The 26641-nt window shown below is 64.0% G+C and carries 25 protein-coding genes, 1 tRNA gene and 1 pseudogene; 13 read left to right on the plus strand and 14 right to left on the minus strand.

Annotated features, from left to right (window positions below):
* Window positions 1-92: 92 nt before the first annotated feature.
* The gene (locus LG661_RS20360; RefSeq protein WP_230533802.1) at window positions 93-503 is read right to left on the minus strand and encodes a rhodanese-like domain-containing protein; all 411 of its coding nucleotides are present in this window, start codon (window positions 501-503) and stop codon (window positions 93-95) included.
* Between the two features lie 71 nt (window positions 504-574).
* Here LG661_RS20360 and LG661_RS20365 point away from each other — a divergent pair, with 71 nt between their 5' ends.
* Window positions 575-1267: a DUF599 domain-containing protein gene (locus LG661_RS20365; RefSeq protein WP_230533803.1), complete on the plus strand. Its 693-nt coding sequence runs from the start codon at window positions 575-577 to the stop codon at window positions 1265-1267.
* Window positions 1260-1535: a DUF3253 domain-containing protein gene (locus LG661_RS20370; RefSeq protein ID WP_230533804.1), complete on the plus strand. Its 276-nt coding sequence runs from the start codon at window positions 1260-1262 to the stop codon at window positions 1533-1535. The genes LG661_RS20365 and LG661_RS20370 overlap by 8 nt, the downstream gene beginning before the upstream one ends.
* On the opposite strand, the gene LG661_RS20375 is transcribed toward LG661_RS20370, so the two are convergent.
* Window positions 1502-2329: a YdcF family protein gene (locus LG661_RS20375; RefSeq protein WP_230533805.1), complete on the minus strand. Its 828-nt coding sequence runs from the start codon at window positions 2327-2329 to the stop codon at window positions 1502-1504. The genes LG661_RS20370 and LG661_RS20375 overlap by 34 nt on opposite strands.
* A 24-nt stretch (window positions 2330-2353) precedes the next feature.
* Complete coding sequence (locus LG661_RS20380) at window positions 2354-3055, minus strand: ribonuclease activity regulator RraA (protein WP_230533806.1); 702 nt, start codon at window positions 3053-3055, stop codon at window positions 2354-2356.
* A 140-nt stretch (window positions 3056-3195) separates the two neighbouring features.
* Here LG661_RS20380 and LG661_RS20385 point away from each other — a divergent pair, with 140 nt between their 5' ends.
* A complete protein-coding gene (locus tag LG661_RS20385; RefSeq protein ID WP_230533807.1) occupies window positions 3196-3774 on the plus strand; it encodes a hypothetical protein in 579 nt (192 codons plus the stop codon).
* 5 nt (window positions 3775-3779) lie between these two features.
* Here the strand turns inward: LG661_RS20385 and LG661_RS20390 are convergent.
* From LG661_RS20390 to LG661_RS20410, 5 genes and pseudogenes are all read right to left on the minus strand, one after another.
* Window positions 3780-4432: pseudogene (locus LG661_RS20390) on the minus strand (glutathione S-transferase family protein).
* A gap of 115 nt (window positions 4433-4547) precedes the next feature.
* Entirely contained in the window at window positions 4548-5717 is a 1170-nt protein-coding gene (locus LG661_RS20395; RefSeq protein WP_230533808.1) for an isovaleryl-CoA dehydrogenase, read from the minus strand.
* A 227-nt stretch (window positions 5718-5944) separates the two neighbouring features.
* Window positions 5945-6844 (minus strand): glycoside hydrolase family 25 protein, encoded by a 900-nt coding sequence (locus LG661_RS20400; RefSeq protein ID WP_230533809.1) that lies wholly within the window; start codon window positions 6842-6844, stop codon window positions 5945-5947.
* A gap of 89 nt (window positions 6845-6933) precedes the next feature.
* On the minus strand, window positions 6934-8358 hold the full coding sequence (mgtE, locus tag LG661_RS20405) for a magnesium transporter (protein ID WP_230533810.1): 1425 nt from the start codon (window positions 8356-8358) through the stop codon (window positions 6934-6936).
* Between the two features lie 186 nt (window positions 8359-8544).
* Window positions 8545-8629, minus strand: a tRNA-Leu gene (locus tag LG661_RS20410).
* Between the two features lie 206 nt (window positions 8630-8835).
* Here LG661_RS20410 and lipB point away from each other — a divergent pair.
* The 3 genes from lipB to LG661_RS20425 all read left to right on the plus strand — a co-directional run bounded on the left by lipB (window position 8836) and on the right by LG661_RS20425 (window position 11704).
* Entirely contained in the window at window positions 8836-9564 is a 729-nt protein-coding gene (gene lipB / locus LG661_RS20415) for a lipoyl(octanoyl) transferase LipB (protein ID WP_230533811.1), read from the plus strand.
* A gap of 96 nt (window positions 9565-9660) precedes the next feature.
* The gene (locus tag LG661_RS20420; protein WP_230533813.1) at window positions 9661-9990 is read left to right on the plus strand and encodes a hypothetical protein; all 330 of its coding nucleotides are present in this window, start codon (window positions 9661-9663) and stop codon (window positions 9988-9990) included.
* A 106-nt stretch (window positions 9991-10096) separates the two neighbouring features.
* Entirely contained in the window at window positions 10097-11704 is a 1608-nt protein-coding gene (locus tag LG661_RS20425; RefSeq protein ID WP_230533814.1) for a carboxyl transferase domain-containing protein, read from the plus strand.
* A 30-nt stretch (window positions 11705-11734) separates the two neighbouring features.
* Here the strand turns inward: LG661_RS20425 and LG661_RS20430 are convergent, their stop codons facing one another.
* Window positions 11735-12160 carry a hypothetical protein gene (locus LG661_RS20430; RefSeq protein WP_230533817.1) on the minus strand — a complete coding sequence of 142 codons (426 nt, stop codon included), beginning with the start codon at window positions 12158-12160 and terminating at the stop codon, window positions 11735-11737.
* 594 nt (window positions 12161-12754) lie between these two features.
* On the opposite strand from LG661_RS20430, the gene LG661_RS20435 reads away from it, so the two are divergent.
* The 3 genes from LG661_RS20435 (at window position 12755) to LG661_RS20445 (ending at window position 16507) form a co-directional block, all read left to right on the plus strand.
* Window positions 12755-13597, plus strand: a complete 843-nt coding sequence (locus LG661_RS20435) for a protein-L-isoaspartate O-methyltransferase family protein (RefSeq protein WP_230533819.1) — start codon at window positions 12755-12757, stop codon at window positions 13595-13597.
* Between the two features lie 359 nt (window positions 13598-13956).
* Entirely contained in the window at window positions 13957-15687 is a 1731-nt protein-coding gene (gene ilvD / locus LG661_RS20440; protein ID WP_230533821.1) for a dihydroxy-acid dehydratase, read from the plus strand.
* Window positions 15674-16507, plus strand: coding sequence for a tetratricopeptide repeat protein (locus tag LG661_RS20445; RefSeq protein WP_230533823.1), 834 nt, complete (start codon window positions 15674-15676; stop codon window positions 16505-16507). The genes ilvD and LG661_RS20445 overlap by 14 nt, the downstream gene beginning before the upstream one ends.
* An 84-nt stretch (window positions 16508-16591) precedes the next feature.
* Here LG661_RS20445 and xth read toward each other — a convergent pair whose 3' ends face one another.
* Window positions 16592-17377 (minus strand): exodeoxyribonuclease III, encoded by a 786-nt coding sequence (gene xth / locus LG661_RS20450; RefSeq protein ID WP_230533824.1) that lies wholly within the window; start codon window positions 17375-17377, stop codon window positions 16592-16594.
* Window positions 17378-17470: 93 nt separating this feature from the next.
* Here xth and LG661_RS20455 point away from each other — a divergent pair, with 93 nt between their 5' ends.
* Window positions 17471-18163 (plus strand): ceramidase domain-containing protein, encoded by a 693-nt coding sequence (locus tag LG661_RS20455; RefSeq protein WP_230533825.1) that lies wholly within the window; start codon window positions 17471-17473, stop codon window positions 18161-18163.
* Window positions 18150-18698 carry a hypothetical protein gene (locus tag LG661_RS20460; RefSeq protein WP_230533826.1) on the plus strand — a complete coding sequence of 183 codons (549 nt, stop codon included), beginning with the start codon at window positions 18150-18152 and terminating at the stop codon, window positions 18696-18698. The genes LG661_RS20455 and LG661_RS20460 overlap by 14 nt, the downstream gene beginning before the upstream one ends.
* A 768-nt stretch (window positions 18699-19466) precedes the next feature.
* Here LG661_RS20460 and LG661_RS20465 read toward each other — a convergent pair.
* The gene (locus tag LG661_RS20465; RefSeq protein WP_230533827.1) at window positions 19467-20558 is read right to left on the minus strand and encodes an alkene reductase; all 1092 of its coding nucleotides are present in this window, start codon (window positions 20556-20558) and stop codon (window positions 19467-19469) included.
* A 118-nt stretch (window positions 20559-20676) separates the two neighbouring features.
* Window positions 20677-21630, minus strand: a complete 954-nt coding sequence (locus LG661_RS20470; RefSeq protein ID WP_230533828.1) for an aldo/keto reductase — start codon at window positions 21628-21630, stop codon at window positions 20677-20679.
* A 148-nt stretch (window positions 21631-21778) separates the two neighbouring features.
* Here LG661_RS20470 and LG661_RS20475 point away from each other — a divergent pair, with 148 nt between their 5' ends.
* Complete coding sequence (locus LG661_RS20475) at window positions 21779-22792, plus strand: LLM class flavin-dependent oxidoreductase (RefSeq protein ID WP_230533829.1); 1014 nt, start codon at window positions 21779-21781, stop codon at window positions 22790-22792.
* A gap of 63 nt (window positions 22793-22855) precedes the next feature.
* Here LG661_RS20475 and LG661_RS20480 read toward each other — a convergent pair whose 3' ends face one another.
* Both LG661_RS20480 and LG661_RS20485 read right to left on the minus strand, forming a co-directional pair.
* Window positions 22856-24286 carry an aldehyde dehydrogenase family protein gene (locus LG661_RS20480; RefSeq protein WP_230533830.1) on the minus strand — a complete coding sequence of 477 codons (1431 nt, stop codon included), beginning with the start codon at window positions 24284-24286 and terminating at the stop codon, window positions 22856-22858.
* A gap of 73 nt (window positions 24287-24359) precedes the next feature.
* Window positions 24360-25637, minus strand: coding sequence for a hypothetical protein (locus tag LG661_RS20485; protein WP_230533831.1), 1278 nt, complete (start codon window positions 25635-25637; stop codon window positions 24360-24362).
* Window positions 25638-26179: 542 nt separating this feature from the next.
* On the opposite strand from LG661_RS20485, the gene LG661_RS20490 reads away from it, so the two are divergent.
* Complete coding sequence (locus LG661_RS20490) at window positions 26180-26602, plus strand: hypothetical protein (protein WP_230533832.1); 423 nt, start codon at window positions 26180-26182, stop codon at window positions 26600-26602.
* The last annotated feature ends 39 nt before the right edge of the window (window positions 26603-26641 follow it).

Below are 26641 nucleotides of genomic sequence, written 5' to 3' on the forward strand. Positions count from 1 at the left end.
TTCCCCTGCGATGGCTGCGCCATCTCCGGCCGGGAATGACACCCTTCCAACGGATCAGCGGCACGGGACCGATGACGACGAAACGGCCGCTTTCAGTCCTTCCCGGCCTTCTCGTCCTCGACAGGACCGCCGGCCTTCTTCCATGCGGAGAACCCGCCCTCCACATGGGCGACCGGCTGCAGGCCCATGTCCTGCGCGGTCGCGGCCGAGAGGGCCGAGCGCCAGCCTCCGGCGCAGAAGAACACGAAGGTCTTGTCCTGGGCGAAGACGGGCTTGTGATAGGGGCTTTCCGGGTCGATCCAGAATTCCAGCATGCCCCGCGGGCAGTGCACCGCGCCGGGTATCCGGCCCTCGCGTTCCAGCTCGCGCGGATCGCGCAGGTCGATGAAGACGATGTCCTCCCGCCCGTGCAGGGCGATGGCGTCTTCGACAGGAAGGGTCCTGATCTTCGCATTGGCCTCGTCGAGCAAGGCCTTGTAGCCGTGCGTGATGTTTTGCGGCACGAGAGGTCGCTCCCCATTGAGGCTTTCCACAAACTGGGCATGATGGCGGCAGAGTCAACGGGAGGCAAAGGGTGCTGGGGTTCACCACGATCGACTATGCGGGGATGGCGTTCTTCATCGCGGCATGGTTCGGCTATCACACCGCTCTCGAACTCACCCCGGCGGGGCAAAGAAGCCTGAACCGGGTCATGAACCAATACCGTCTCCGCTGGATGGAGCAGATGGTGGTGCGCGAGAACCGGATCGTCGACACCACGATCATGGCCTCGCTCATGAACGGCACCGCCTTCTTCGCCTCGACCTCGCTCATCGCCATCGGCGGCGTGCTGGCCCTGCTGCAATCGACCGACGAGGTTCTCCCCATCTTCGCCGACCTTCCCTTCGGCCCGCCGCCGACGCGCCTTGCCTGGGACCTGAAGGTCGTGGGACTTGCGGTGATCTTCGTCTACGCCTTCTTCAAGTTCGCCTGGTCCTACCGGCTCTTCAACTACATGGCGATCATGCTCGGGGCCGTGCCGGTGCTGAAAGACTCAAGCCGCGAGGAGGCCCTGGCGGCCGCGCGCCACGCCGCTTCGATGAGCACCGTCGCCGGCAAGCATTTCAACCGCGGCCAGCGGGCCTTCTTCTTCTCGCTCGCCTATCTCGGCTGGTTCATCAGCCCCTATCTCTTCATCGTCGCGACCGGCGCAGTGCTGCTGGTCATGTGGCGCCGTCAATTCGTTTCGGATGCGCGGGATGCGGCGCTGGGAGGAGTCCATGGCTAAGGCAGCGACGCCGGAGGAGCTGGAGGCCGCCATGCTCGCGCTGCTCGGCGAGCGGGGGGAGGGGCGGACCATCGGCCCCGCCGATGTCGCCATCGCCATCGGCGGCAACCAGCCCGAGGGCTGGAGCCCCCTGATGCAGCCCGTCCGTCAGGCCGCCGTGCGCCTCATGAAGCAGGGGCGCATCGTCATCCTGCGCAAAGGCAGGCCGGTCGATCCGGACGACTTCAAGGGCACCTACCGGCTGGCGCTGCCGCCTTCGGAGGGTTGAGGGGCCGGGAACGGCTCCGAGGTGCGGTCGGTCATGTAGTAGCCGATGAGACCCGCCCATTCCTTCGTGCCGACATCGAGCCGCCGCAGGCCCTCGGAGACGAAGGCGAAGAGGCCCTGGTCCGCGAAGCTGGCGCCGGTCCGGTAATCGACCGGGTAGGGCACAACGGGGAAACCCGCCTTCCTGAAGACCCCGACGGCGCGGGGCATATGCCAGGCTGAGGTCACGAGGAGCCAGCGCTCGCCCTCCTTCGGAGCGGCCATCTCGCGCGCATAGACCGCGTTCTCGAAGGTGGTCCGCGAACGCTCCTCCACGAGGATGCGGGCGGGATCGACGGCGATGCTCTTGAGGTAGTCGGCGATGACCGGAGCTTCGGCCGTGCCGTCGCCGAGAACCGTCCCGCCTCCGCCGGAGATGAGAATGCGGGCCTGCGGATAGCGGTGGGCGAGCTGGATCGTCTCGAGCACGCGCTCTGCGGACTCATTGGCCACGATGCGGCTGCGCGCCACCGAATCCGCTGCCTCCACCGAGCCGCCGAGAAGAACGATGCCGGTGACCGGTCGGCCGTCATCCTGATAGGGCGGGAAGCGCTGCTCCAGCGGCAGCAGGACATAGCTCGCGATGGGCAGAAGCCCCAGGGCTATGGTCGCCAGCGTGACGACGAGGCTGAGAGCGATGCCGAGCTTTCGCAGGCGCTTGAAGAGCGCGAGCACGAGCCCCAGCAGGATGAGGCTGATGAGCAGATTGGATGGCGTGGTGAAGAACCACGCGATTTTCGAAGCGTAGTAGAACACCCGCCATCCCTATCCGTTCAGGTCTTAAGACTTCGACTCGGCCTCGTAGCGGGCTTTCGTCTCGGCGTTCGGCGGGTAGAGGCCAGGCAGCGGAACGCCCTTCTCGACCTCGCGCATGATCCAGAGCTCGAGGCGCTCCTGCTCCACGGCGGCCCTGGCGGTCTCCTCGACGATGGCGGCCGGAATCACGACGACGCCGTCCCGGTCGGCCACGATCACGTCATCGGGAAAGATCGCGACGCCGCCGCAGCCGATGGGCTCCTGCCAGCCGACGAAGGTCAGGCCCGCGACCGAGGGAGGGGCGGCCACGCCCGAACACCAGACCGGCAGACCCGTGCCCTCGACGCCGACAGCATCGCGCACCGCGCCGTCGGTGACGAGGGCAGCGACGCCGCGCTTCTTCATACGGGCGGTGAGGATGTCGCCGAAGATCCCGGCATCGGCCACGCCCATGGAATCGACCACCGCGATGCATCCCTCCGGCATGTCCTCGATGGCGGCGCGGGTCGAGCGGGGCGACGACCAGGATTCCGGCGTCGCCAGATCCTCGCGGGCCGGCACGAAGCGCAGCGTGAAGGCGCGACCCACCATCTTCTCCGTCGCGTTGAAGGCGGGCATCGGCCCCTTCATCCAGCAGCGGCGGATCCCCTTCTTTAGCAGGACCGTGGTGAGTGTGGCAGTGGTGGCGGCGCGCAGGGCGTCGGCGATGGCTTTATCGAGGGTCATGAAGGTTTCCTGGCGATGGGACGGGATTTCCTGGCGGCGAGTCTTGAGGAACGCCGCCGCGGGAGATCCGCTCAGGCGCATTCATATCCGGTTATTCTGCAAAGCGGTATTCATTCCGCCGAATGAACGTGAGACCCGGCATGAAACTTATGCAAGCCTTCGCCTTCCTGTGCCTCGCGGCCTTTGCTCGACCGGCTGCTGCGGAGCCCCTCGGGCCAGAGGCGGCGCGAGAGGTCACGCAAGAAGCGGTTGCGGACATTCTGGACGCCTTGGCCGAGCGCGACTTCGACCGGCTCGCTGCCCATGTCGGGAAGGGCGGGCTGACAGTGAGTCCCTATGTGATGCTGGATGTCCATGACGTCCTGCTCGACAGCGAGGAGGTCGGGCGCTGCGCCCAGGAAAAGCGAATACGACTCTGGGGCTATCGGGACGGCAGCGGCGATCCGATCGAGACAACCTGCGAGCGCTATTTCGCGCAGTTCGTGTGGGATGCCGATTACCGCAAGGCGGACGAGGTCCTCTACAACGAGCCGCGCCAGCGTGGGAACGAGATCAACAATAACCACGGCTTCGTCCGGGATGCGATCGTCGTCGAGCTGCACTTGGGGGGCACAGCCGCCATGAGCGGAATGGATTGGAAGAGTCTGCGCCTCATCTTCCGCCAGGGCGAGCAGGGCCTTTCTCTGGTCGCCATCACGCGGGATATCTGGACGATCTGACAGCTTCAGTCGCGGTCAGGAGCCCCGAGCGGGAAGAACGGGCGGTAGGGCCGGCCTCGTCGACCGCTCGCGCGAAGGAGGGGCGGGCAAGCAGCCTCCTGCGATAGGCACGGACATGCCCCCACGCTTCGCTGATCGGGTGGGCCCAATCGGCATAGAACAGCGCGGGAGCCGCTGCGCAATCAGCCGCGCTGAAGCCGCCGCCAGCTGCCCATTCACGTTCGGCGAGCGTCTCGTCGAGCCAGCCATAGGCCTTGTCGAGCATCGCTCTTGCCTCGGCGACGCCGAAGGGATCGCGATCCTCCTCCGGGCGGAGGCGGTCGAGGACGATCTTCTGCATCGGCGTCATCACGTCGTTATCGAAGGAGCGATCCATCAGCCGTACGCCGAGAGCCTCGCGCGGATCTTCCGGGAACAGCCGGACCGGTCCCGGATGGTAGAGGCAGAGATGCTCGATGATGACCGTCGCCTCCATGACGATGCGGCCATTGTCCACGAGGACTGGAAAGCGCCCGAGGGGCCAAAGCGCCGCCAGTTCTGCGGCGCTCTGTTCGTCGTCGAGCATCCGGTACGCGAAGGGGACATCGTTCTCGTACAGCGCGATCAGCACTTTCTGGCAATATGACGAGAAAGGATGGGCATAGAGCGTCAAGGTCATCGTCGCCTCGCGGACATGGGCTGGTTAGGCCCCAGCGAAGCATGCGGCCGAGCTTGAGGCAACGGTCAGGAGTGTTTCCTGACCGCCCTCATGCCGGATACGTCTCTGAGCCGGTTCAGGCCGTCTTCGCGAAAAGCTCGCGGCCGATCAGCATGCGGCGGATCTCGCTCGTGCCCGCGCCGATCTCGTAGAGCTTTGCGTCGCGGAGCAGGCGGCCCGTCGGGTATTCGTTGATGTAGCCGTTGCCGCCCAGAAGCTGGATCGCATCGAGGGCCATCTGCGTGGCCTTCTCGGCTGCGTAGAGGATCGCGCCCGCCGCGTCCTCGCGGGTGGTCTCGCCCCGGTCGCAGGCCTTGGCGACCGCATAGACATAGGCCTTCGCCGCATTCATGGTCACGTACATGTCGGCGACCTTGCCCTGCACGAGCTGGAACTCGCCGATGGCCTGCCCGAACTGCTTGCGATCGTGGATATAGGGCAGCACCACGTCCATGCAGGCCTGCATGATGCCCGTGGGGCCTGCTGCGAGTACGGCGCGCTCGTGGTCGAGGCCCGACATGAGCACGTTGACGCCCTTGCCGACCTGGCCCAGCACGTTCTCCTCCGGCACCTCGCAATCCTCGAACACGAGCTCGCAGGTGTCGGAGCCGCGCATGCCGAGCTTGTCGAGCTTCTGGTGCGTGGAGAAGCCCTTGAAGCCCTTCTCGATGATGAAGGCCGTGATGCCGCGCGGGCCCGCCTCCGGATCGGTCTTGGCATAGACCACCAGGGTTTCGGCGGTGGGGCCGTTGGTGATCCACATCTTGTTGCCGTTGAGCACGTAGCGGTCGCCGCGCTTCTCGGCGCGGGTGCGCATCGAGACCACGTCGGAGCCCGAGCCCGGCTCCGACATGGCGAGCGCGCCGAGATGCTCGCCGGAGATCAGCTTCGGCAGGTAGCGGCGCTTCTGCTCCTCGTTGCCGTTGCGGCGGAGCTGATTGATGCAGAGGTTCGAATGCGCGCCATAGGACAGGCCGACCGAGGCCGAGGCGCGGGAGATTTCCTCCATGGCGACCACGTGCTCGAGATATCCGAGGCCCGTTCCGCCATATTCCTCCTCGACCGTGATGCCGTGGAGGCCGAGCGCGCCCATGGCGGGCCAGAGATCACGCGGGAATTGATTGGTGCTGTCGATCTCCTCGGCGCGCGGCGCGATCTTGTCCTGCGCGAAGTCGCGCACGGTCTCGCGGATGGCATCGGCGGTTTCGCCAAGGTCGAAATTGAAATTCTTGTCGTTGCGCAGCATCGGTTCCTCCCTGTCCCGCCCGACGATCCGCGAAGACGGAGCGCGACGGCTGTCCTTGTGCCGGCCATTTTGGTCAGCATTGCTGCCCCAATCAAGCGGGACTCGAGAAGAATAATGGGACAGCCGCAGTGCTCGGGCTACGAAAATGGTCGAATAGCGACCCGGCCGTGAAAAAGGCTCCCGGCCCGGAGGCGAGGGAGCCTGAAATCGTGGCGCTGGAGGCCGATTTACTCGTCGGCGCTCGCCATCTGCACCGCGTCCACGTCCCGGCAGACGCCCAGGGGCTGGAGCCGTGCATGGTCGCGCGGATCGCAGGCGCTGGCGAGGAACATGCGCCACTGGTTCTCGGTGCCGTAGAACGTATTGCGGTCCACGTCTCCGCTGACGCCGGGTACGCGGCCCGTCGTTGTGAACTGCCAAAAGGTCCAGCGGCGGTTGCTGTAGCGCTCGTGCGGCTCTGCGGCGGTGCTGCGGATCCAGTAGGGATGGTCGTTGAACTCGTCTTCCAGGATCTCCTTATGGAAGGTGATGTCGGTATAGATGATCGGCCGCTTGCCCGTATGGGCCTCCATCTCACGGAGCATCACGTTGATCATCGCCAGCGCCTGCTCGCGCGGAACCTTCTTGGGGCAGTTCACGGACTGGCCGTTCCACTCCACGTCGAGAACGGGCGGAAGGGCCTCCGGATCCTGCGGGACGTTCTTCTTGAACCAGGCGGCCTGCTCGTGGGCCGGGCGGCACCAGAACACGAAGTGATAGGCGCCGCGCGGAACGCCGGCGCTCTTGGCTCCCCACCAGTTCTCCAGGAAGCGGCTGTCCACATGGTCGCCGCCTTCGGTCGCCTTGATGAAGGCGAATTTCGTGCCGGCCTTGCGCATGGCCGCCCAATCGACCTTGCCCTGCCACTTGGAGATATCGACACCATGGATCGGCATGCGATGGGCTCTCGCGACCCCCTCATGGGGACGAGCGTCGCCCTTCATCGGGTAGCGGCTGGACGAGGAAGGAGCGATGGCGCAGGAGGCGAGGCCGAAGGCGATGGAGGCAAGAATGCCGCACCTGACGGCCCGAAGGACTTTCGGAAGGCCGGAATTCCTGGAGCGGCTGGGGGAGCGGCGGTTCTTCATCGGCACAACCGTATCTGACGCATGACTCTGTCTTACGGATGCCCCAACTCCGTTAACAGGCCATTACGAAACTGCTTTATGAAACAGCCTTACAGGTTGAACCAGACTGTCGCTATACCCAGGAAGGTGAAGAAGCCGACGATATCGGTGATGCTCGTGACGAACGGCCCCGAGGAGACCGCAGGATCGACGCCCAGGCGGTTCAGGGTCAGGGGGACGAAGATCCCGCCGAGGGCGGCGAAGAGCAGGACGCCGATCAACGCCAAACCGATCACGAAACCGATTTCGATCGATTGGAACCAGATGCCGGCAAGCAGGCCCATGATGACGGCGAAGACCAGCCCGTTGAGGAGGCCGACCCCGGCCTCACGGCGGATGATCCGCCAGGCGTTGGTGCGCCCGAGCTCGCGGGTGGCCAGCGCCCGGACCGCGACCGTCATGGTTTGGGTGCCGGCATTCCCGCCCATGGAGGCGACGATCGGCATGAGGATCGCGAGGGCGACCATCTTCTCGAGGGATTCCTCGAAGAGACTGATGACGTTCGCCGCGATGAGGGCGGTGCACATGTTCACGAACAGCCAGGGGAAGCGGCTGCGCTGCGTGTAGAAGACCGTATCCGAGAGTTCTTCGTCGGATTTCACGCCGCCGAGCTGCTTGATGTCGGCGTCGGCCTCTTCCTCCAGCACGTCGACGATGTCGTCGACCATCATGACGCCGACGAGGCGGTTGGTCTCGTCGACCACGGCGGCGGAGACGAGGTTGTAGCGCTCGAACAGGCGCGCCACTTCCTCCTGGTGCTCCGTCGCCTCCACCCGGTCCGGCTCGTCGTCCATGATCTCCTGGATCGTGACGGGACGCTTCGAGCGCAGCAGCCGGTCGAGGGCGACAGCGCCGAGCAGGTGGCCGGCCGGATCGATGATGAAGATCTCGTAGAAGGTTTCCGGCAGTTCGTCCGTCTCGCGCATGAAGTCGATCGTCTGCCCGACCGTCCAGAACGGGGGCACCGCGATGAACTCGGTCTGCATGCGACGGCCGGCGCTGTCTTCCGGGTAATCGAGAGAGCGCTGAAGCGCCACGCGCTCGATGGCCGGAAGCTTCTCGAGAACCTCCGCCTTGTCCTCTTCGGGCAGGCTCTCGAGGATGATGACGGCGTCGTCCGAATCGAGGTCGCGCACGCCCTCGGCGACAGTCTCCGCTTCAAGGCCTTCGAGGATTTCCTCGCGGACGGCCTCGTCCACTTCGGTCAGCGCCGTGAAGTCGAAGGCGGACCCAAGGAGTTCGATCAGACGTGGGCGATGCTCCGGGGCCAGCGCTTCCAGGAGGTCGCCGAGATCGGATTCGTGGAAGTCCTCGACCAGCGCCTGCAGGCGCTCGGTTTCCGATGCCTCGATGGCGTCGGCGACGGCGGCCAGGAAATCCGGGTTGAGATCGCCTTCCTCGTCCCGGAAGACCAGGGATTCGGTATCAGGCCCCTCGGGCTTTGGAAGCGGCGTCTTGTCTTCGACTTCCAGCATGAGCCTGTCCTCGAAAGGAGATCCCTAGCCTTTTAGGTGCAGGGCACAAACGGCACAAGGCACCGAGGGGGCAGGATCGGAGAATCGGTCGGTCGACGCTCCCGCCGGACGTCGCCGGCAGGACCAACAAAAAAGGCCCCGGATCAGGGGGCCTTGTTTTGTGATGCCCGAAGGCATCCGGTGAGTTGGTGCGGCCAAGAGGACTCGAACCTCCACGGGTCTCCCCACTAGCACCTCAAGCTAGCGCGTCTACCAATTCCGCCATGGCCGCGGAACTCGTGCTCAGAAACCGAAATTCCTGAAGAGGTCGCCGCTCTAGCAGATCGATTGGACCACCGCAAGCCCAACCGTCGCCTCCTGACGCATGAAGAGGCGCAGCCTTGGCAATGCTGAGGGCTTCTCGGGTGCCGAAGGTTGCTCTCGGCCTGGATTGGGACCAAAAGATTCTCCTCCGCACTCAGGAAGGAAGCCGAAAAGGTGTCGAACCTGCGAGACAGCTTGGCCGACCGTTTTGGAGCCGAAGAAGGCTCCCCGCCCGTGGAATGGGCGATTGCGGAGGGGCTGACGGATTACGAGCAGGCTGTCGCTTTCATGGAGGCCAGGGCCGATGCCATCGCCGAGGGCAGGGCAAGGGAGTTGGTCTGGCTGGTGGAGCATCCGCCGCTCTACACGGCCGGGACTTCGGCGAACGAATCCGATCTGGTCGAGCCCGGGCGCTTTCCCGTTCACAAGACCGGGAGGGGCGGGCAGTACACCTATCACGGCCCCGGCCAGCGGGTCGCCTATGTCCTGCTCGACCTCAAGCGGCGTCAGCCGGACCTGCGCCGCTACGTGTCCGCCCTCGAGGCCTGGCTGATCGCAACCCTCGATGCCTTCAACATCCGCGGCGAGCGCCGGGAGGAGAGGGTCGGCGTCTGGGTGCGGCGGCCGGACAAGGGGGAGGCCGTCGAGGACAAGATCGCCGCCATCGGGATTCGGGTCCGGCGCTGGGTCACGTTCCACGGCATCAGCCTGAACGTGGAGCCTGATCTCTCCCACTTTTCGGGGATCGTTCCGTGCGGTGTGACCCAGTACGGCGTCACCAGCCTGGTGAATCTCGGGATTCCGGTGACGATGCCGGAGGTCGATTCGGTGCTGAAACGGAGTTTCGAAGAGATCTTCGGCCCCGCCGAAAGGGTGAGCGCGCCGTTGCTTCAGGGCAACTAATCCCAGGTTTCGCGCATCCGATACGGCTAGGCTTCTCGCCAAAGCGACATTCTGCCCTAAGCTTGTCTGAACGGTTGATCATTGGTGGACGACCCTATGCGACGCGCTTTCCTTGCCTCTCTCGCCGCTCTCGCCGTCTCGGCCTGCGCTTATACCCCCGACCCGCTGGACCTGATCCATGTCGTGGACGATGCGACGGACGTTCGCTTCTGCAGGCGTCTTGCGGAGGTGAGCCCGGTCGTTCCGACGACGCCCGGTTTCGAGGGCGCCCTCGAATCCATGCTGGCCCAGACCGTCGCTCTCGGCGGCACGCACCTCTACCTGAACAAGCAGACTGCCGATTGGCTGCTCGTGCGCGGCATCGCCTATTACTGCGAGGGCAGCGCCGCCGTCAGCCGCGCCGTCGTCGTTCGCGCCAAGGGCTGATCCACACTGCCCTTTGAGTGGGAGTTGCGTTTGCGCTCAAGTTCCAAGTACTGACTTATGGCCCCATGCCTGTGGGGCCATAAGCAAGAACAGGGAGCCTGACGCCGTGCCCGCCATTGCCACTTCAGCCGATCTCACTTCGGATGCCGCACGCGCAAACCGCGCCGCCTGGGCCGAGCTTGCCCGCGATCTCCAGGCCAAGCGGCAGGCCGTGGCGGAAGGCGGTCCTGCCAAGGCGCGGGAGCGGCACCTCGCCCGCGGCAAGCTGCTGCCGCGTGAGCGTGTGATGCGGCTGCTCGATCCAGGCGCACCCTTCCTGGAACTCGGGTCGCTCGCCGCCCATGGCATGTACGAGGATGCAATCCACGGGGCCGGGATCATCACCGGCATCGGCCGGGTCGAGGGTCGCGAGGTCATGATCGTCTGCAACGATTCGACCATCAAAGGCGGCACCTATTACCCGATGACCGTGAAGAAGCATCTCCGCGCCCAGGAAGTGGCGCGCGAGAACCGGCTGCCCTGCATCTATCTGGTCGATTCCGGCGGCGCGAACCTGCCGCACCAGACCGAGGTCTTCCCGGACCGCGACCATTTCGGGCGCATCTTCTACAACCAGGCGACCCTGTCCTCGATGGGCATTCCGCAAATCGCCTGCGTCATGGGCTCCTGCACCGCCGGCGGCGCCTATGTGCCTGCCATGTCGGATGAGACCATCATCGTGCGCCGCCAGGGCACCATCTTCCTCGGCGGACCGCCCCTGGTGAAAGCCGCGACCGGCGAAGTCGTTTCTGCCGAGGATCTCGGCGGCGCGGACGTTCATGCTCGCCAGTCCGGCGTGGCGGATCACTACGCGACCGATGACGTTCATGCGCTCGCCATCGTGCGCCGCATCGTCGGCACGCTGAACACCCGCAAGAGCATCGACATCGACCTCGCGGACCCGGTCGAGCCGAAATATGCCATCGACGATCTCGATGCGATTGTGCCCACCGACCTCAAGAAGCAGTACGACATCCGCGAGGTCATCGCCCGGCTGGTCGACGGCTCGGAATTCGACGAGTTCAAGCGCCTCTACGGCACGACCCTGGTGACGGGCTTCGCCCGGATCTGGGGCATGCCGGTCGGCATCATCGCCAATAACGGCATCCTGTTCTCGGAGAGCGCGCTGAAGGGCGCGCATTTCATAGAGCTGTGCTGCCAGCGGCGCATCCCGCTCCTCTTCCTGCAGAACATCTCCGGCTTCATGGTCGGCCGCCAGTACGAGGCCGGCGGCATCGCCAAGGACGGCGCGAAGCTCGTCACGGCCGTCGCCTGCGCTCAGGTGCCGAAGATCACGCTGCTGGTCGGCGGATCCTTCGGGGCCGGCAATTACGGCATGTGCGGGCGCGCCTATTCCCCGCGCTTCCTATTCACCTGGCCGAACTCGCGCATCTCCGTCATGGGCGGCGAGCAGGCGGCGAGCGTGCTGGCGACCGTGCGGCGCGACAATATCGAAGCCGAAGGCAGGAGCTGGAGCGCGGAAGAGGAGGAGGCCTTCAAGGCCCCGATCCGCAACAAGTACGAGGAGGAAGGCTCTCCCTACTACGCTTCGGCGCGGCTGTGGGACGACGGCATCATCCTGCCGTCCGAGACCCGCCGGGTCCTGGCGCTGGCCTTCTCTGCAGCCCTGAACGCTCCCGTTCCGGAGACCAAGTTCGGCGTCTTCCGGATGTAAGGAAAGGCTCTCCACCCGTCGGGAGTAGGGCTATTCCACCTTTGCCTCTGCCTGCGCGGGCACCGCGCGGGCGCGTTTCCGCGGCTTGGAGGCGGCGCTCCTCGCTTTATTCTGAGCCTTGAGCGCCTCCGCCTCCTCGATGGTCTTCCGGAGCTCTTCCTCAACGCGTTTGTATTTCTCATCCAGTTCGCGCCGCTGCTCGGCTTCCATGGCCGGCTTGGCGAGAGCGGAGATGCCCGTCGGGTCGAAGAAGCTCAGCACAGCGATGTTGGTCGCCTGCTCCCTATGGCGTGCGCGTGTGCGCTCAACCTCTTCGAGGGCGGCCAGGGCACGCGGACCTACGACCGCCGGGTCGACTGCAGGAGTTGCAGGAGGAGAATTTGTTGTCTGCGTGCAGCCTGCAAGGAGCGGAAGCACGGCTAGGAGCCCTAACGAAACGCGGCGCTGGAAGATCATGGCATGCCCCAAGGTTAAGACGCCTTAGGCTTAGCAATACAGTTTCGCTCTGAAAGCTCTCTAAATAGAGAGGTCACTTTCCTAATGGTAAGATTTTCTCCGAGGGGGCAGTTAAGGAGCGGCTTTCCGATGAGGAGCGAGACGGCTTGCGCGGCTTGCTTGCTGGCGTTCAAGGTCTTCGCTCAGCGCCTGGAGAGCGTCCGTTTCCTCCAGAGCCCTCTCAATCTCCTGGTCCACTCGCTCCATTTTCTCCTGCTCGATGCGGGCCTGCTCTTCATCCATCTGGTTGAGTGCGTGACCGGACAGTCCCGTCGGGTCGAAACCGGCAGCGCGGTTTGCAATTGGCGAAGTCAGACGGTGCTTGGCCTGGGTCTGCTGCAGATCTGCGATGGCCGCCAGAGCACCAGATCCGACAACGCCCTGGCTGGGAGGCGGCGCTGTTTGGTTGCAGGCGGCTAAGAGAGGAAACAAAGCAAGGATAGACCGAAGCAGGATGGGCGTTGAATGGACATTGGCGGATTCCTGAAAAGCCCCAGTTAGCATAAGCTGAGGTCTTCAAATCCTCTCCAAATGGGAGAGGGGAAAGGGTTGCCCATGAAGGAAGGCATCAATCCCGATGCGTCCCGGCAGGCGCGAACCTCCTATGCGTCGCAGATCCTGCGCCTGTCTGGTGTCGAGAACCCACGGATCGAACAGGCCTTCGCCACCGTGCCGCGCGAAGCCTTCCTGCCGCCGCCGCCCTGGACTGCGATCAGCATGGGCGCCGCCATGCGGACCAGCGAAGTCTCCGATCTCTACGATAATGTCCTCGTCGCCATCGATCCGGAGCGTGGCATCAATAACGGCGAGCCCGCTCTCCACGCCACATGGATCGCTGCGGTCGATCCCCGGCCCGGCGAGAACGTGATCCATGTGGGGGCGGGGATGGGCTACTACACCGCCATCCTGGCGCATCTCGTTGAGCCCGGCGGCCGGGTCGACGCCTTCGAATACGAGGCGGATCTGGCAGCTGCGGCTACGCGGAACCTCAAGGATCGTGCCCACGTGGCGGTCCACGCCGGCTCCGCCTTCGGCCGCGTGCTGCCGAGCGCGGACGTCATCTATGTCAATGCGGGCGTTGTCGCGCCCGATCTCGAGTGGCTCCGGGCCCTGAACCCGGGCGGACGGTTGGTCTTCCCGTGGCAGCCGCAGAAGGGCTGGGGACCCGCCGTTCTGGTGACGCGGAGAAAAGAGGGGTTCAGCGCCCGCTCGCTGATGACAGTGGGCTTCATCTCCTGCAGCGGAGCGACCGCAAGACCGTCCGCGCAGAATCTGCCGACGGAATCCGATCTCGCGGCCGTGCGCTCAATCTGGGTCAGAAACGACCGCCCCCCGGATGCGAGCGCGGTCGCTGTTTACGACGATGTCTGGTTCTCGTCGGAGGACATCGAAGACTGAGATAGCCGACTGCCTGGCGTTCCATCGTTTCCGCGCGCCCGGTAACCGGCTTGTAATCGGACCTGCATGAGGAATTCCGTCCCAAAAATGTTGCGCTCTAGCAACACCCACAAAGCTTCCTGATCCTGCCGCGCCGGGCTCAAAGCTCCGCCGCGATGCCGCCATAAACGGCGAGCAACTCAGAGGACAGGCTAAAGTGCTTCTAAACCAAAGCTTTACAGCACGACGCACGGGGCAGAGCCCGGATTAAGGCTGTTGAATTGATCCTTTCGAGGGTCGTTGCATCGGTGGCGCGGCACATGGCAGATCACGGAAGTTCCGTTGCTGCCACGCTTGAGAGGGTGGGAAGAGACAACGCCATGGATGCGCGCAGGATCGACAAGTCGAGGCTCCCGAGCCGTCATGTGACGGAAGGTCCCGCGCGCGCGCCGCATCGCTCCTACCTTTATGCCATGGGGCTGACGAAGGAGCAGATTGCGCAGCCGCTCGTCGGCGTCGCCACCTGCTGGAACGAAGCCGCCCCCTGCAACATCTCCCTCATGCGCCAGGCCCAGGCGGTGAAGAAGGGCGTGGCCGCCGCTCAAGGAACGCCGCGCGAGTTCTGCACCATCACGGTGACCGACGGCATCGCCATGGGCCACCAGGGCATGAAGGCGTCGCTTCCGTCCCGAGAGGTGATCGCGGATTCGGTCGAGCTGACCATGCGCGGCCACTCCTACGATGCGCTCGTCGGCATGGCGGGCTGCGACAAGTCTCTGCCCGGCATGATGATGGCGATGGTGCGCCTCAACGTGCCGTCGATCTTCATCTATGGCGGCTCCATCCTGCCCGGCTCCTTCCGCGGCCGGCAGGTGACCGTGCAGGACCTCTTCGAGGCTGTCGGCAAGTACTCCGTCGGTGAGATGTCGGACGAGGACCTCTCCGAACTTGAGCAGGTGGCCTGCCCCTCGGCCGGGGCCTGCGGTGCGCAGTTCACAGCCAACACCATGGCGACGGTCTCCGAGGCCATTGGTCTGGCCCTGCCTTATTCGGCCGGCGCTCCGGCCCCGTACGAGATTCGCGACCGGTTCTGTGCCCTGGCGGGCGAACAGGTGATGGAGCTTATCGCCAGGAACATCCGCCCGCGCGATATCGTGACCCGCAAGTCCCTGGAGAATGCCGCAACCGTGGTGGCTGCTTCCGGCGGTTCCACGAATGCGGCATTGCACCTGCCCGCCATCGCGCATGAGGCCGGCATCAAGTTCGACCTGTTTGACGTCGCCGAAATCTTCCGGCGCACGCCCTATATCGCGGACCTCAAGCCCGGCGGACGCTATGTGGCCAAGGACCTCTTCGAGGTCGGCGGTATCCCGCTCCTGATGAAGACGCTCCTTGACCACGGCTACATGCATGGCGATTGCATGACCGTGACCGGCCGCACCATGGCCGAGAACCTCGCCTCCGTGAAATGGAACGAGGATCAGGACGTGGTCTATCCTGCGAACAGGCCGATTACGCCCACCGGCGGCGTGGTGGGCCTCAAGGGGAGCCTCGCTCCCGAAGGGGCCATTGTGAAGGTGGCCGGCATGGCGACCGACAAGCAGGTGTTCCGCGGTCCGGCCCGCTGCTTCGATGGCGAGGAGGCCTGTTTCGAGGCCGTCTCCAAGCGCCAGTACGAGGAGGGCGAGGTTCTCGTCATCCGCTACGAGGGGCCGCGCGGCGGTCCCGGCATGCGCGAGATGCTCTCCACGACGGCGGCGCTCTACGGGCAGGGCATGGGAGACAAGGTGGCCCTCATCACCGACGGGCGCTTCTCGGGCGCGACCCGCGGCTTCTGCATCGGCCATGTAGGGCCCGAGGCTGCGGTGGGCGGACCCATCGGACTCCTGAAGGACGGCGACATCATCGCGATCGACGCCATCAAGGGCACCATCGAGGTGGAGCTTTCGGACGAGGAGCTGCTTCGCCGCCGTGCCGAATGGAAGCCCCGGGAGACGAACGCCACCTCGGGATATCTCTGGAAATATGCGCAAACCGTGGGTCCTGCGCGGGATGGGGCAGTCACCCATCCCGGCGGAGCCGCAGAAAAAGAAACTTATGCGGATGTCTAAGCTCTTCATCGTCACTGTGGGGGTGACTCTTCTCGGCGCCGGGAGCGCCTGTGCGCTTGATGCTGCGCCGCGTCCGCAGCCGATCACGCCGGCGCTTGCTGCTCCCGTGATCAAATACAGCTCGGTGCGCGAGGCCCTGCGCAACGGCATGCGCAACTACAATGCGGGCGACAAGGTGGGAGCCGTCCAGGCGCTCGAATACGCTGCGGGGCAGGGGCATACCCTGGCGCTCTGGAAGCTCGGGCGCATGTATGCGGATGGCGACGGCGTCGAGCACGACAACCTGAAGGCTTTCGAGTACTTCTCGAAGCTCGCCGACCAGCATGCGGACGAGAGCCCGGATTCGCCGAATGCCGCCGTCGTCTCCAGCGCCTTCGTGGCGCTCGGCACCTACTTCCTCGATGGAATCAGGGGCACCTATGTGGCGGCCAATCCGTCTCGCGCCTTCGAGATGTTCAAGTACGCGGCGACCTATTTCAGCGACTCGAACGCGCAGTACAATCTCGCCCGCCTTTACCTCGAGGGCACGGGCGTCGAGAAGAATCCGCGCCAGGCGGCCCGGTGGCTGAACCTTGCCGCGGAGAAGGGGCATTCCCCCTCCCAGGCGGTTCTCGGGCACCTGCTGCTGAACGGCCAGGGCGTGATGCGCCAGAGGGCCAAAGGCCTGATGTGGCTGACCCTTGCGCGCGAGGCCGCCGCCGATACGCCCAAGGACAAATGGATCACCGCCCTCTACGAGGAGGCCTTCGCGGCGGCGGATGAATCCGACCGCAAGCTCGCCCTCGCCCTGCTGGAGCAGTACATCCAGTCGCGCCACTAGGGGCAGCCGACTTTACGCGCGGCAGCCGTTTGCGGAAAGGCTCCAAACTCGGGAACGGGCCGGGGATGACGTACCGGGCGCGGCCTACTCGATATCGAGATCGATCATCACCGGAACGTGGTCCGACGGCTTGTCCCAGCCGCGCACGTCCTTGCGGATCGAGGCGGTCTTAAGCCTGTCCTGTGCCTGGGGCGAGAGCAGCAGGTGATCGATGCGGATGCCGTGGTTCCGCTGGAAGGCTCCGGCCTGATAATCCCAGAACGAATAGAGCCCCGGCTGGTCGCTGCAATCGCGCACTGCATCGCTGAAGCCGAGGTTCCGCAGTTCGCGGAACTTGGCCCGGCTTTCCGGCTGGAAGAGCGCATCGCTCATCCAGGCCGCCGGATCCGCCGCGTCCTTCGGCTTGGGAATGACGTTGTAGTCGCCGCACAGCGCAAGCGGCTCCTCGAGCGGAAGCAGGCGGCGCGCATGGGCGATGAGGCGATCCATCCAGGCGAGCTTGTAATCGAATTTCGGCGTTCCGATGGGGTTGCCATTCGGCAGATAGATGGAAGCCACCCTTACGGCCCCGCTTGCGGTGGGGACAACACCCTCAAGGTAGCGGGCCTGCTCGTCGCTCTCGTCCCCCGGCAGGCCGCGCCGGACATCCTCCAGCGGGCGCTTGGAGAGGATCGCGACGCCGTTATAGGCCTTCTGGCCGTGGGTGACGACATTGTAGCCCAGGGCCTCGACCTCTGCCCGCGGAAAGGCCTCGTCCACACATTTCAGTTCCTGAATGCAGAGGATGTCGGGATCGGCGCTCTTCACGAAGGTGGCGAGGTGGTCCAATCTCTGCTTGATCGAGTTTACATTCCACGTCGCAATTCGCATCCCACGTCCCCGCTTCGCTGTCCTTCACGTTCATCGGATTTTCGTCAGGGTCTGGCAAGACAGGACCCAGCATCATCCCCACGGTTGCCTTCCATGCCGACATCCTGGCTCATACCCATCGACAGCTACTGTGAGCGGATCGGCGCCGCCTTCTGGGCCGAGCCGCTGAACGCCGTCACCAATGGTGCCTTCATTCTGGCCGCCCTCTACGCCTTCTGGCTTTGGCTGCGAAAAGGAGCCACGGACTGGCCCGCTCTCTGGCTGATCGGGGTCACGACCATCGTCGGAATCGGGAGCTTTCTCTTCCACACCTTCGCCAATCGCTGGTCGCTCCTGGCGGACGTGCTGCCGATCGCGGTGTTCATCTACAGCTATTTCCTGCTCGCCATGCGCCGCTACCTGGGATTGGGGCTCTTCGCCGCCATTGCCGTGACCGTCCTTTTCGCCGTCTTCAATACCTTCTTTGACCGCCTCTGGTTCAGTCTCTTTCCCGGCGTGACGCTCAACGGTTCCGTCAGCTATCTTCCCGCCGCCTTGGCTATGCTGACGGTTGGCATCGTTTGCTGGGCTCGGAGCGAGAGGAAGGCGGGGAGGGCGCTTCTTCTGGCAGGAGGTGTCTTTGCCCTGTCGCTATTCTTCCGCTCTGTCGACGATGCCGTCTGCTCATCCTGGGCGGTGGGGACGCATTTCCTCTGGCATGTGTTCAATGCCCTGGTCCTCGGTATCCTGATGGTTGCAGCGATCACTCATGCACCCCGCAAGGGAACAGGCCATGTCCAAGGTTGAAGTCCATGGCTATGCTATCATCTCGGACGATGATCGGATCGCCGATGCAAGCGGGCATACGCCCGAGGCCCTGCGCAACGATGCGGATTGGGCCTACTTTCAAGCCGGGCTCGACTCGTCGGCCCTGACGGTCCTCGGCCGTTTGGGGCACGAAGCCAATCCGAGCCCCAGAGGTCGCCTGCGGATGATCCTGTCCTCGTCCTCGCCCGGTCTCGAACGGCGCCCAGACGGTTGGTGGTGGAACCCCGAGAAGCTGCCCTGGGACCAAGCGATCAGAACCATGTTGCCGAATGGCGGCCGTGTTGCCGTGCCCGGCGGGCGGAGAGTTTTCGACCTCTTCCTTGGGATTGGCTACGACACCTTTCATCTCAGTCGTGCGGAAGGGGTACGAGTTCCTGGAGGCGTTGCTCTCTTCTCTGCCTGCGACCAGGGCAGGGGCGCCGAAGCCTTGCTGGCGGAACGGGGATTGCGGCCCGGATCTCGCCTGATCCTCGACCCTGCCGTCCCGGTCAGCCTTGTGATCTGGCGGAAATAAAAGGGAAACCCCCTGTTCGTTCTGGAGTTGACGTCAATAACCGCTCATGAGGAGGAGCGTATGCGTCATCTCTCGTTTTCGGCCGCCCTGGTCGCGGGCTGTCTCATCGGAAGCACGTCCTGGGCTCAGGTCGGGGGAGGTTCTGTCGGTGGAGGCTCTATTGGCGGCGGTTCCGTCGGTAGCTCCGGTATCGGCTCGTCGTCGGTAGGAGGCACACCATCGTCAGGCTCTGCGTTGCCACCAGAACCCCGGACCGGAAATGCCCCCTCACTCTCCAATCAGGGCCTGATGGGAACGGGCGGGCGCATATCCAATCAAGGCCTCCAAAGCTCCAGCGGCAGTATCGCGGAGGAGGGCCTGCAGGATATAACCGGCAGCCCTCAGGACTCCGATATCGGTTCGACCGGTCTTCCGACCGGCTCTCCGCCGGCGATCTCTTCGACCCAAGAACCTGAGGTCGATCTCGGGCCGCGGAGAGACATCATTGCCCGTACGCCCCGCCTGCCACCCGGAACGGAAGGTAGCAGGGTAGGGTCTCCGTTGCCGGACGGCAATGTAAGCGAGCCTACCGCCACCGGAACGTTGCGCGGCCCCACTGGAGGTGCGGGCGTCAGTGGGCAGACGGAGGATCGTGAATCTCCACTGGTCGAGAGATTGATCCAGGAGGAGGTCGTACAGAGGCGCGGCATCTGCGAGGGGTGCTAATAAGCTCGCCAGCTTTCTCCGAAGAATGAGGAACCGGTTCCCGAAGGAACCGGTTTCATGGCTTTAAGCGGCCTTTTCGAGGCTCGGGTAATCCGTGTAGCCCTTCGTGTCGCCGCCATAGAAGGTGGCGCGGTCGGGTTCCTTAAGCGGCGCATTCAGGCGGAAGCGCTCGACGAGATCCGGATTGGCGATAAAGAGGCGCCCAAAGGCGACGAGATCCGCCCGGCCGCTGGAAATGGCTTCGATGGCCATCTCTCGGGTGTAGCCGTTATTGGCAATGTAAGCGCCCCGGAACGAGCGGCGTAGCCCCTCATAATCCACGTCCACCGCGTTGCGATCGCCCTGAGTCGCGCCCTCGATCATATGAATATAGCCAAGCCCGAGGCCGTCGAGTTTCTCGACCACATGGCTGAAAAGCGCCTGCGGGTTCGAGTCCGCAGCATCGTTCACGGGAGCCGGCGACAGGCGAATGCCGACACGTCCCTTGTCCCAGACTTTCAGCACGGCCTCGGCTGCTTCGATGGTCAGCCGGGCTCGGTTCTCGATGGAGCCGCCATAGGGGTCGGTGCGCTTATTGGAGCCGTCCTTCATGAACTGGTCGAGAAGATAGCCGTTTGCGGCATGGATCTCGACACCGTCGAACCCGGCCTCCTTGGCATTGCGAGCCGCCTGTTCATAATCGCGTAGGATGTCCTGGATCGCGGAGAGTTCCAGCGCTCGGGGCTCCGACACGTCGGCGAAGCCCTCCTGGAGAAAGGTCTTCGTCTTGGCACGAATAGCCGAGGGACCGACAGGGGCGACGCTGTTCGGCTGCAGCGAGATATGAGACACGCGGCCCACATGCCAAAGTTGGATGACGATGCGCCCGCCTGCCTTGTGAACGGCACCCGTCACCTTGCGCCAGCCTGCGACCTGCTCGGGCGTATAGATGCCGGGCGTCCGCAAATAGCCTTGTCCCTGCTGCGAAATCTGCGAGCCTTCGGAAATCAGAAGACCCGCGCTCGCGCGCTGAGCGTAGTACTGGGCCGTAATGTCCCGCGCCACGTCTCCCTCAGTCGCCCGATTGCGGGTCAGGGGAGCCATAACCAGGCGATTCGGCAGGGTTAGATCGCCCAGCTTGAAGGGCTGGAACAATGCGTCTGAATCCGAGCTCATATTAACCTCGTTTGCCTGTGGAATTTTCTTATGCACAGGTCGTTACGAGATAATGAGATCGTCCCTCGATACAATGGAGGGGCAGCCATGCACCGAAGTGATGGCTGCCCTAGCTCGACTATTCGCCGGCACTGGCCTGATCGAGCTGCTCGATATCAGTTTGGTCGAGCCTCAGCCGTGTCGAGGCGATGAGATCCTGCATCTGCTCAAGGCTTGTGGCACTGGCGATGGGAGCATTCAGGCCGGGACGGGCCATGAGCCAAGCGAGAGCAACCTGAGCCGGGTTAGCCACGTGGCGGGCGGAAACCTCGTCGAGTGCGGCTAGAATGCGCCGACCGCGGTCGTTGAGGTAGTTTGCCATTCGTCCGCCGCGCACGCTCTTGACGAAGTCCTGCTCCGAGCGGTACTTGCCGGTCAGGAACCCGCTGGCGAGGCCGTAATAGGGAATAACGCCGATCTCGTTCTCGCGGCAAAGCGGCTCCAGTTCGCTTTCATACTCGGCGCGGTCGTAGAGATTGTATTTCGGCTGCAGGCTCTCATAGCGCGGAAGCCCGAGTTCCGTGCTGATCTCCAGCGCCTCGCGGAGGCGCCCGGCAGTAAAGTTCGAAGCACCGATGGCCCGCACCTTCCCGTCCCGGATCAGCTCCTCATAGGCGCCGAGGGTTTCCTGCTGTGGCGTATCCAGATCGTCCCGGTGGGACTGGTAGAGATCGATATAGTCCGTCTGGAGCCGCTGAAGGGATGCTTCCACCGCCGAGCGGATATAATTCTTCGACAGACCTTTCTGCCCCGGCCCCATTTCCGAGCCGACCTTGGTGGCAATGATGAGCCTGTCGCGATTGCCCCGCGCCTGCATCCATTTGCCGATGATGGTCTCCGACTCGCCGCCATTGTTGCCGGGCGCCCAGGTCGAATAGACATCGGCCGTATCGATGAAGTTGAGGCCCGCATCCGCATAAGCGTCGAGGAGCCTGAAGGAGGCCGCCTCGTCCACTGTCCAGCCGAAGACATTCCCGCCCAAGCAGAGGGGCGACACCATGAGGTCCGAGCGACCAAGCCTGCGTTTATCCATTGTGATCTCCATATCCGCTGCCGATCTGTGTCAGATGGTGGGCGCTCGCAAGGGGAGGGTTAGGGCTTCTCGATGTAAGGCCTATATTGTCCGCATCAGTTTTTCACGCGCGGTGCCCTCCGCAAGCACGCTATCTGGAAGCATCAACATGATTCCGCTCTCCGCTCTCGACCTCTCTTTCGTCACTTCCGGCTCGACACCCGCTCAGGCCCTGAGGAATACGCTTGATCTCGCTCAGCACACGGACAGGCTTGGATATGAGCGCTACTGGGTGGCCGAGCATCACAACATTCCCTCCGTCGCGAGCGGCGCGCCGGAGATCATGATCGGCCAGATCGCCGCCGTGACCGAGCGGATCCGCGTCGGCTCGGGAGGCGTCATGCTTCCGAACCATGTGCCGCTCATGGTGGCGGAGCGCTTCAAGCTCCTGGAGGCGCTCTATCCCGGCCGCATTGATCTGGGCCTCGGCCGCGCCCCCGGAACGGACCCGGTGACGTCCTATGCCCTCCGGCGAATGCAGGAGGAGCGGGGCAGGGACGACTTCTGGGAGCGGCTTCAGGAGTTGATGCTGCTCGAAGTCAAGGGGTTCCCGCCGGAGCACCCGTTCAGTAAGATCGAGATCATGCCATCGGGCGTTCCCCTGCCGCCCGTGTGGCTGCTCGGGTCGAGCGATTACAGCGCACATCTCTCGGCCCGCCTCGGCATGGGCTTCGGCTTCGCCCATCACTTCGCCAGCCACGATGCGGTCGATGCGATGCTGAGCTACCGCGACGGCTTCACGCCGAGCGCATGGCGGTCAGAACCTCACGCCATTCTGACCGTGGCCGCAATCTGTGCAGAGACGGACGAGGAAGCGGAGCGCCTAGCCTCCAGCGCCGACCTCAACGCCCTGCGGCGCATCCATGGTGATTATGCGCCCATTCCGTCTCCGGAGGAGGCGCAGGCCCGCTCCTATACGCCAGGCGAGCAGGAGATCATCCGTCGTAATCGGGCGCGCCTCTTCGTGGGATCGCCCGACACCATTCGCAAGTCGCTCGATCCTCTCATTGAGGCGACGAAAGCCGACGAGCTGATGGTGACCACGGCAGTGTACGACCACGAGGCGCGCAAGCGTTCCTATGCTCTGATGGCCGAGGCCTATGGTGTGAAGGCCGAGGCCTGAAAGCAGGCACCGCCGGTTCGCTGCCCTGAGAGGGTGGGATCCGGCGCGCCACTGCCTCGCGAATCAGGACGCGAAGTATCCGAACAACGACTTTACCTCGAGAAATTCCTCAAAGCCGAACTTGCCCCATTCGCGCCCGTTGCCGGATTGCTTGTACCCGCCGAACGGGGCCGCGTTGTCGCCGCGCGATCCGTTCAGATGGACCATGCCCGCGCGGATACGGCGTGCGACGCGGCGCGCCCGTTCGAGATCGGCCGAGGTGACGTAACTCGAAAGGCCGTAGACGGTAGCGTTCGCGATGCGGATCGCTTCCTCCTCGTCTCTGTAGGGCAGAATCGAGAGAACGGGCCCGAAGATTTCCTCGCGGGCGATGCTCATGTCGTTGTGCACATCCGCAAAGACGGTGGGACGCACATAATAGCCCCGGTTCAGGCCCGTAGGCCGGCCGGGGCCGCCCGCTACGAGCGTCGCTCCCTCGCGCAGGCCGGCCTCGATCAAGTTCTGGATCCGCTCGAACTGCGTCCTGTTGACCACCGGTCCGATCACGGACGATTCCGCGCGCGGATCGCCGACCACGGTCTCCTCTGCAATCCGCCTTGCAATCTCCGCAGCTTCCTTCTGCCTGTCGAACGGGACGAGCAGGCGCGTCGGCGCATTGCAGGATTGCCCGGTATTGGCAAAGCAGGAACGCGCGCCGTGACTGACGGCGCTGTCAAAATCCGCATCGTCCAGCAGGATGTTGGGCGACTTTCCGCCGAGTTCCTGATGGACGCGCTTGACCGTATCGGCCGCCGCCTTGGCCACGAGGATGCCGGCGCGCGTGGATCCGGTGAAGGACACCATGTCGACATCGGGATGGCTCGAAAGCGCCTGACCGACAACGGGTCCGTCGCCGTTGACGAGGTTGAACACGCCCGCGGACACGCCGGCTTCGTGAAGCACTTCGGCGAAGACTAGGGCGGAAATCGGTGAGACCTCGCTTGGTTTCAGGATCATCGTACAGCCGGCAGCGAGCGCCGGGCCGACCTTGCAGGCAATCTGATTGAGAGGCCAGTTCCAGGGCGTGATGAGACCGCACACGCCGATGGGCTCGCGTGCGATCAATGTTGCGTTAAGTCGCTCCTCGAATTCGTAGATCTTCAGGACCTCGATGATACGCATGAGGTGGCCGAGACCGGCCGGCACCTGCCGCTCGCGTGCCCAGGCGATGGGTGCACCCATCTCAATGGAAACGGCCTCAGCCATATCGTCGGACCGCTTCTTATAAATTTCGACGATGGAGTGCAGGAGATCGAGTCGTTCCACACGGCTCGTCTGCGAGTAGGTTGCAAAAGCCCGGCGCGCAGCGGCTGCTGCCCTGTCCACATCGCCTGCACTGCCGGCCGCAATAGTGGCGAACGCCTCTTCGGTCGCCGGGTTGACCACATCGAGAAGCCGCAGGTCGATGGGATCGACCCACCGGCCGTCGATGTAGAACTGATGATGCTGAGGCATGAGCCGTCTCCCCTCCACAGGTCTTTGGAAGCGACTTTGTGCCGAGGCTTGGTGTGACGCCAGTGCCGTTCAGTTATGCCGCTGCGCTCAGCGTGATGCCGCGGGCATCGGCAAAAGCCACGAGAGCGGATTCGTTGTCCAGTCTGTGGCGCTGGTCGATGATCCAGCCCTCGCCCTCGCGAACGACGATATAGCCCCGCGCCTGAAGGCGCGTGATCAGGGACTGCACAGCATCCGTCTCTGTCCGCGTAACCCCCCGCTCCGAGATGAAGCGTTCGATGGCGGCCTGGGCCGCTTGCGCAAGGTCGATCGCATCTGCGCGGTTGGCAGCCTTGCGCTTCGCCTGAGCGGCGATGCGTGCAGGATCCCGGCGTACGGACTTCCAGCCGCCGCGTCCGGACATCTGGGACGGCCCGGATTCGGGCTCGACAGGCCGAGGAGCCGCAGGAGCCTCCGTCACCACGATCTTCGGCTGTGCTGGCGTCACGGAGGGGGGCGCTGGACGGGGAGGTGCGGCGCGCGACATGCCCCGAGCCGTTGGAAGAGCAGCTTGCTTCGAAACGGGTTTCGGCCTCTCCGCAGACTTCGCCTCTGCCTGTCGGGCTTTCTCCTCGCGGGCTAGGCGTGCTGACACATCCGCCTGACGCTTTGCTTCGGCAGCGGCCTTCTTGATCTCTGCAAGGCGCTTTGCTTCAGCATTAGCCGTTCGCTTACTAAGATCGGCAAGACGCTGATCGATGCAGGCTTTTTCTGCGATGGCAGCCTTGGCGGCCTCGATCATTCCGGTCTCGGACGCTGCGACCGAGCGTTTCAGCGAATCCGCCAGGACCGTCTCGAGACGGCGAAGAGCCCTCTCGAGAGCTGCTCGGGGATCGACCGCAACTGGAGCGCCTGAAGCGGGGGCCGTGCCGGGCGCGGGTGCCGCCACGCGTGCCAGAACCGCGTGAGCGACTGCTGGCTTTGGAGACACCGGCTTCGGCGCAGACGGCTTCTCGATTTTGGGCCGAGCGGTTTTTGCCGCTGTGGCTTTTGCGAGCTTCGAGAGATCCCTGACGCCGATCAGGCCGAGATCCTGCATCTTCCAGCGGATCTGGGTGACGCTTCTGCCAAGGGATTCGGCGATCAGTTTATCCGTGAGCGGCGGGTCGGCGGAGACGAGTTCCCTGAGACGCGCAACACCTGCCTCGTCCCAGGACTGGTGCGGTTGGACAAGGGTGCCGATGAGGCGCGCGCGCGCGTAGGTAGCCGGTACCGGCCGGCCCAACTTTGCTGCCGTGACAGGAATCGGGATTCGGGCTTCCCTGTCCCGACGCAGGATCTCGATTTCTTCTTCAGTCCATACCCTGTTCACTGCAGGGTTCTCCTTTTCTCAGCTTGGCTGGGATCCGGCGACCCTGCATCGCAACCGAAGAGCGGAATGCAGTGAAAGGAAAAGGTCGCCGGGTCTGAGCCGGCGACGGGATGACCGTTTAGACCGGCTGGGAGGGGGAGGGCACCTTGTCGGCGGTGCCGGCTTCAGTAGAGCTGACCGCTTGCGGCGGTGGCGCAAATCCGAGCAGGAATCGCGGCTCCGGACGATGGTCCATGCGACAGCAACTCCTCGCGAAGCAATTGCTTCGCAAGACGGACCATTCGGGTCTGATGGTGTCGCGTTGCTGCTGCATGAGCCTGGAATCGTATGAAAACGAAGCCGTTATGTAGTCAGCTTCGCGCTCAACCTCAATGCGTGGATGACGAAAGGAAGCAGAAGTTTTCGAGAATGCGGTTCCGTCTCTTGAATCCTTTGTCATTGGCACGGTGAAGCTTCTTTCGTAAGCTTTCATTAACCATACGGGCGCATCATTTTCCCGCTGGCAATGAATTTCCCAAAGCGGCAGACGGGAGATACGGCTTATGACGCACAAGACCTTCGCAGAAAACGTCGAGGAGAGAAGTGCAGCGATCGAACTCGTGGTGACGCTCATTTTACAGGAGGGGCGGGAGGCCGGTCTGCACGATCTGCGCGTCCTTCTCATTGACGTCATGGGACTGATGAAGCGTGATCCCGGTCTCGAGTCTGCTGCCGACGATCTCTATGCCGCCGCCGCTGCCCTAGTGAAGGACAGCTCATCGGGCCTGCAGCCCATCGCGAGAAAGCTCCGCCTGCTCAAGGATGCTCGGGAGCGCTTCTGTAGCCGTCTTTCCGACGTAGGATCCCGGTCGGGCTCCGAAGGGGAGCCTCGCTTCAAGGGGCTTGAGGCAGCCTACGCCGTTCAGCTGGAGCGGTGTTCCGTGACGATCACGGATAACGCACTCCAGGTGCGCTTCGTGGCCTAAAGCATCGGACGGTTAAACGGACGCATAGCCGGCAGCCCT

It is taken from the genome of Microvirga roseola (assembly GCF_020866965.1).
Classification (GTDB): Bacteria; Pseudomonadota; Alphaproteobacteria; order Rhizobiales; family Beijerinckiaceae; genus Microvirga; species Microvirga roseola.

Bases quoted from the DNA above. Each gene is read 5' to 3' on its own strand.
- LG661_RS20370 (WP_230533804.1), top strand. From the start codon at position 1,260: ATGGCTAAGGCAGCGACGCCGGAGGAGCTGGAGGCCGCCATGCTCGCG.
- LG661_RS20380 (WP_230533806.1), bottom strand. From the start codon at position 3,055: ATGACCCTCGATAAAGCCATCGCCGACGCCCTGCGCGCCGCCACCACT.
- LG661_RS20385 (WP_230533807.1), top strand. From the start codon at position 3,196: ATGAAACTTATGCAAGCCTTCGCCTTCCTGTGCCTCGCGGCCTTTGCT.
- LG661_RS20395 (WP_230533808.1), bottom strand. From the start codon at position 5,717: ATGCTGCGCAACGACAAGAATTTCAATTTCGACCTTGGCGAAACCGCC.
- LG661_RS20400 (WP_230533809.1), bottom strand. From the start codon at position 6,844: ATGAAGAACCGCCGCTCCCCCAGCCGCTCCAGGAATTCCGGCCTTCCG.
- mgtE (WP_230533810.1), bottom strand. From the start codon at position 8,358: ATGCTGGAAGTCGAAGACAAGACGCCGCTTCCAAAGCCCGAGGGGCCT.
- LG661_RS20420 (WP_230533813.1), top strand. From the start codon at position 9,661: ATGCGACGCGCTTTCCTTGCCTCTCTCGCCGCTCTCGCCGTCTCGGCC.
- LG661_RS20430 (WP_230533817.1), bottom strand. From the start codon at position 12,160: ATGATCTTCCAGCGCCGCGTTTCGTTAGGGCTCCTAGCCGTGCTTCCG.
- LG661_RS20435 (WP_230533819.1), top strand. From the start codon at position 12,755: ATGAAGGAAGGCATCAATCCCGATGCGTCCCGGCAGGCGCGAACCTCC.
- ilvD (WP_230533821.1), top strand. From the start codon at position 13,957: ATGGATGCGCGCAGGATCGACAAGTCGAGGCTCCCGAGCCGTCATGTG.
- LG661_RS20445 (WP_230533823.1), top strand. From the start codon at position 15,674: ATGCGGATGTCTAAGCTCTTCATCGTCACTGTGGGGGTGACTCTTCTC.
- xth (WP_230533824.1), bottom strand. From the start codon at position 17,377: ATGCGAATTGCGACGTGGAATGTAAACTCGATCAAGCAGAGATTGGAC.
- LG661_RS20455 (WP_230533825.1), top strand. From the start codon at position 17,471: ATGCCGACATCCTGGCTCATACCCATCGACAGCTACTGTGAGCGGATC.
- LG661_RS20460 (WP_230533826.1), top strand. From the start codon at position 18,150: ATGTCCAAGGTTGAAGTCCATGGCTATGCTATCATCTCGGACGATGAT.
- LG661_RS20465 (WP_230533827.1), bottom strand. From the start codon at position 20,558: ATGAGCTCGGATTCAGACGCATTGTTCCAGCCCTTCAAGCTGGGCGAT.
- LG661_RS20470 (WP_230533828.1), bottom strand. From the start codon at position 21,630: ATGGATAAACGCAGGCTTGGTCGCTCGGACCTCATGGTGTCGCCCCTC.
- LG661_RS20475 (WP_230533829.1), top strand. From the start codon at position 21,779: ATGATTCCGCTCTCCGCTCTCGACCTCTCTTTCGTCACTTCCGGCTCG.
- LG661_RS20480 (WP_230533830.1), bottom strand. From the start codon at position 24,286: ATGCCTCAGCATCATCAGTTCTACATCGACGGCCGGTGGGTCGATCCC.
- LG661_RS20490 (WP_230533832.1), top strand. From the start codon at position 26,180: ATGACGCACAAGACCTTCGCAGAAAACGTCGAGGAGAGAAGTGCAGCG.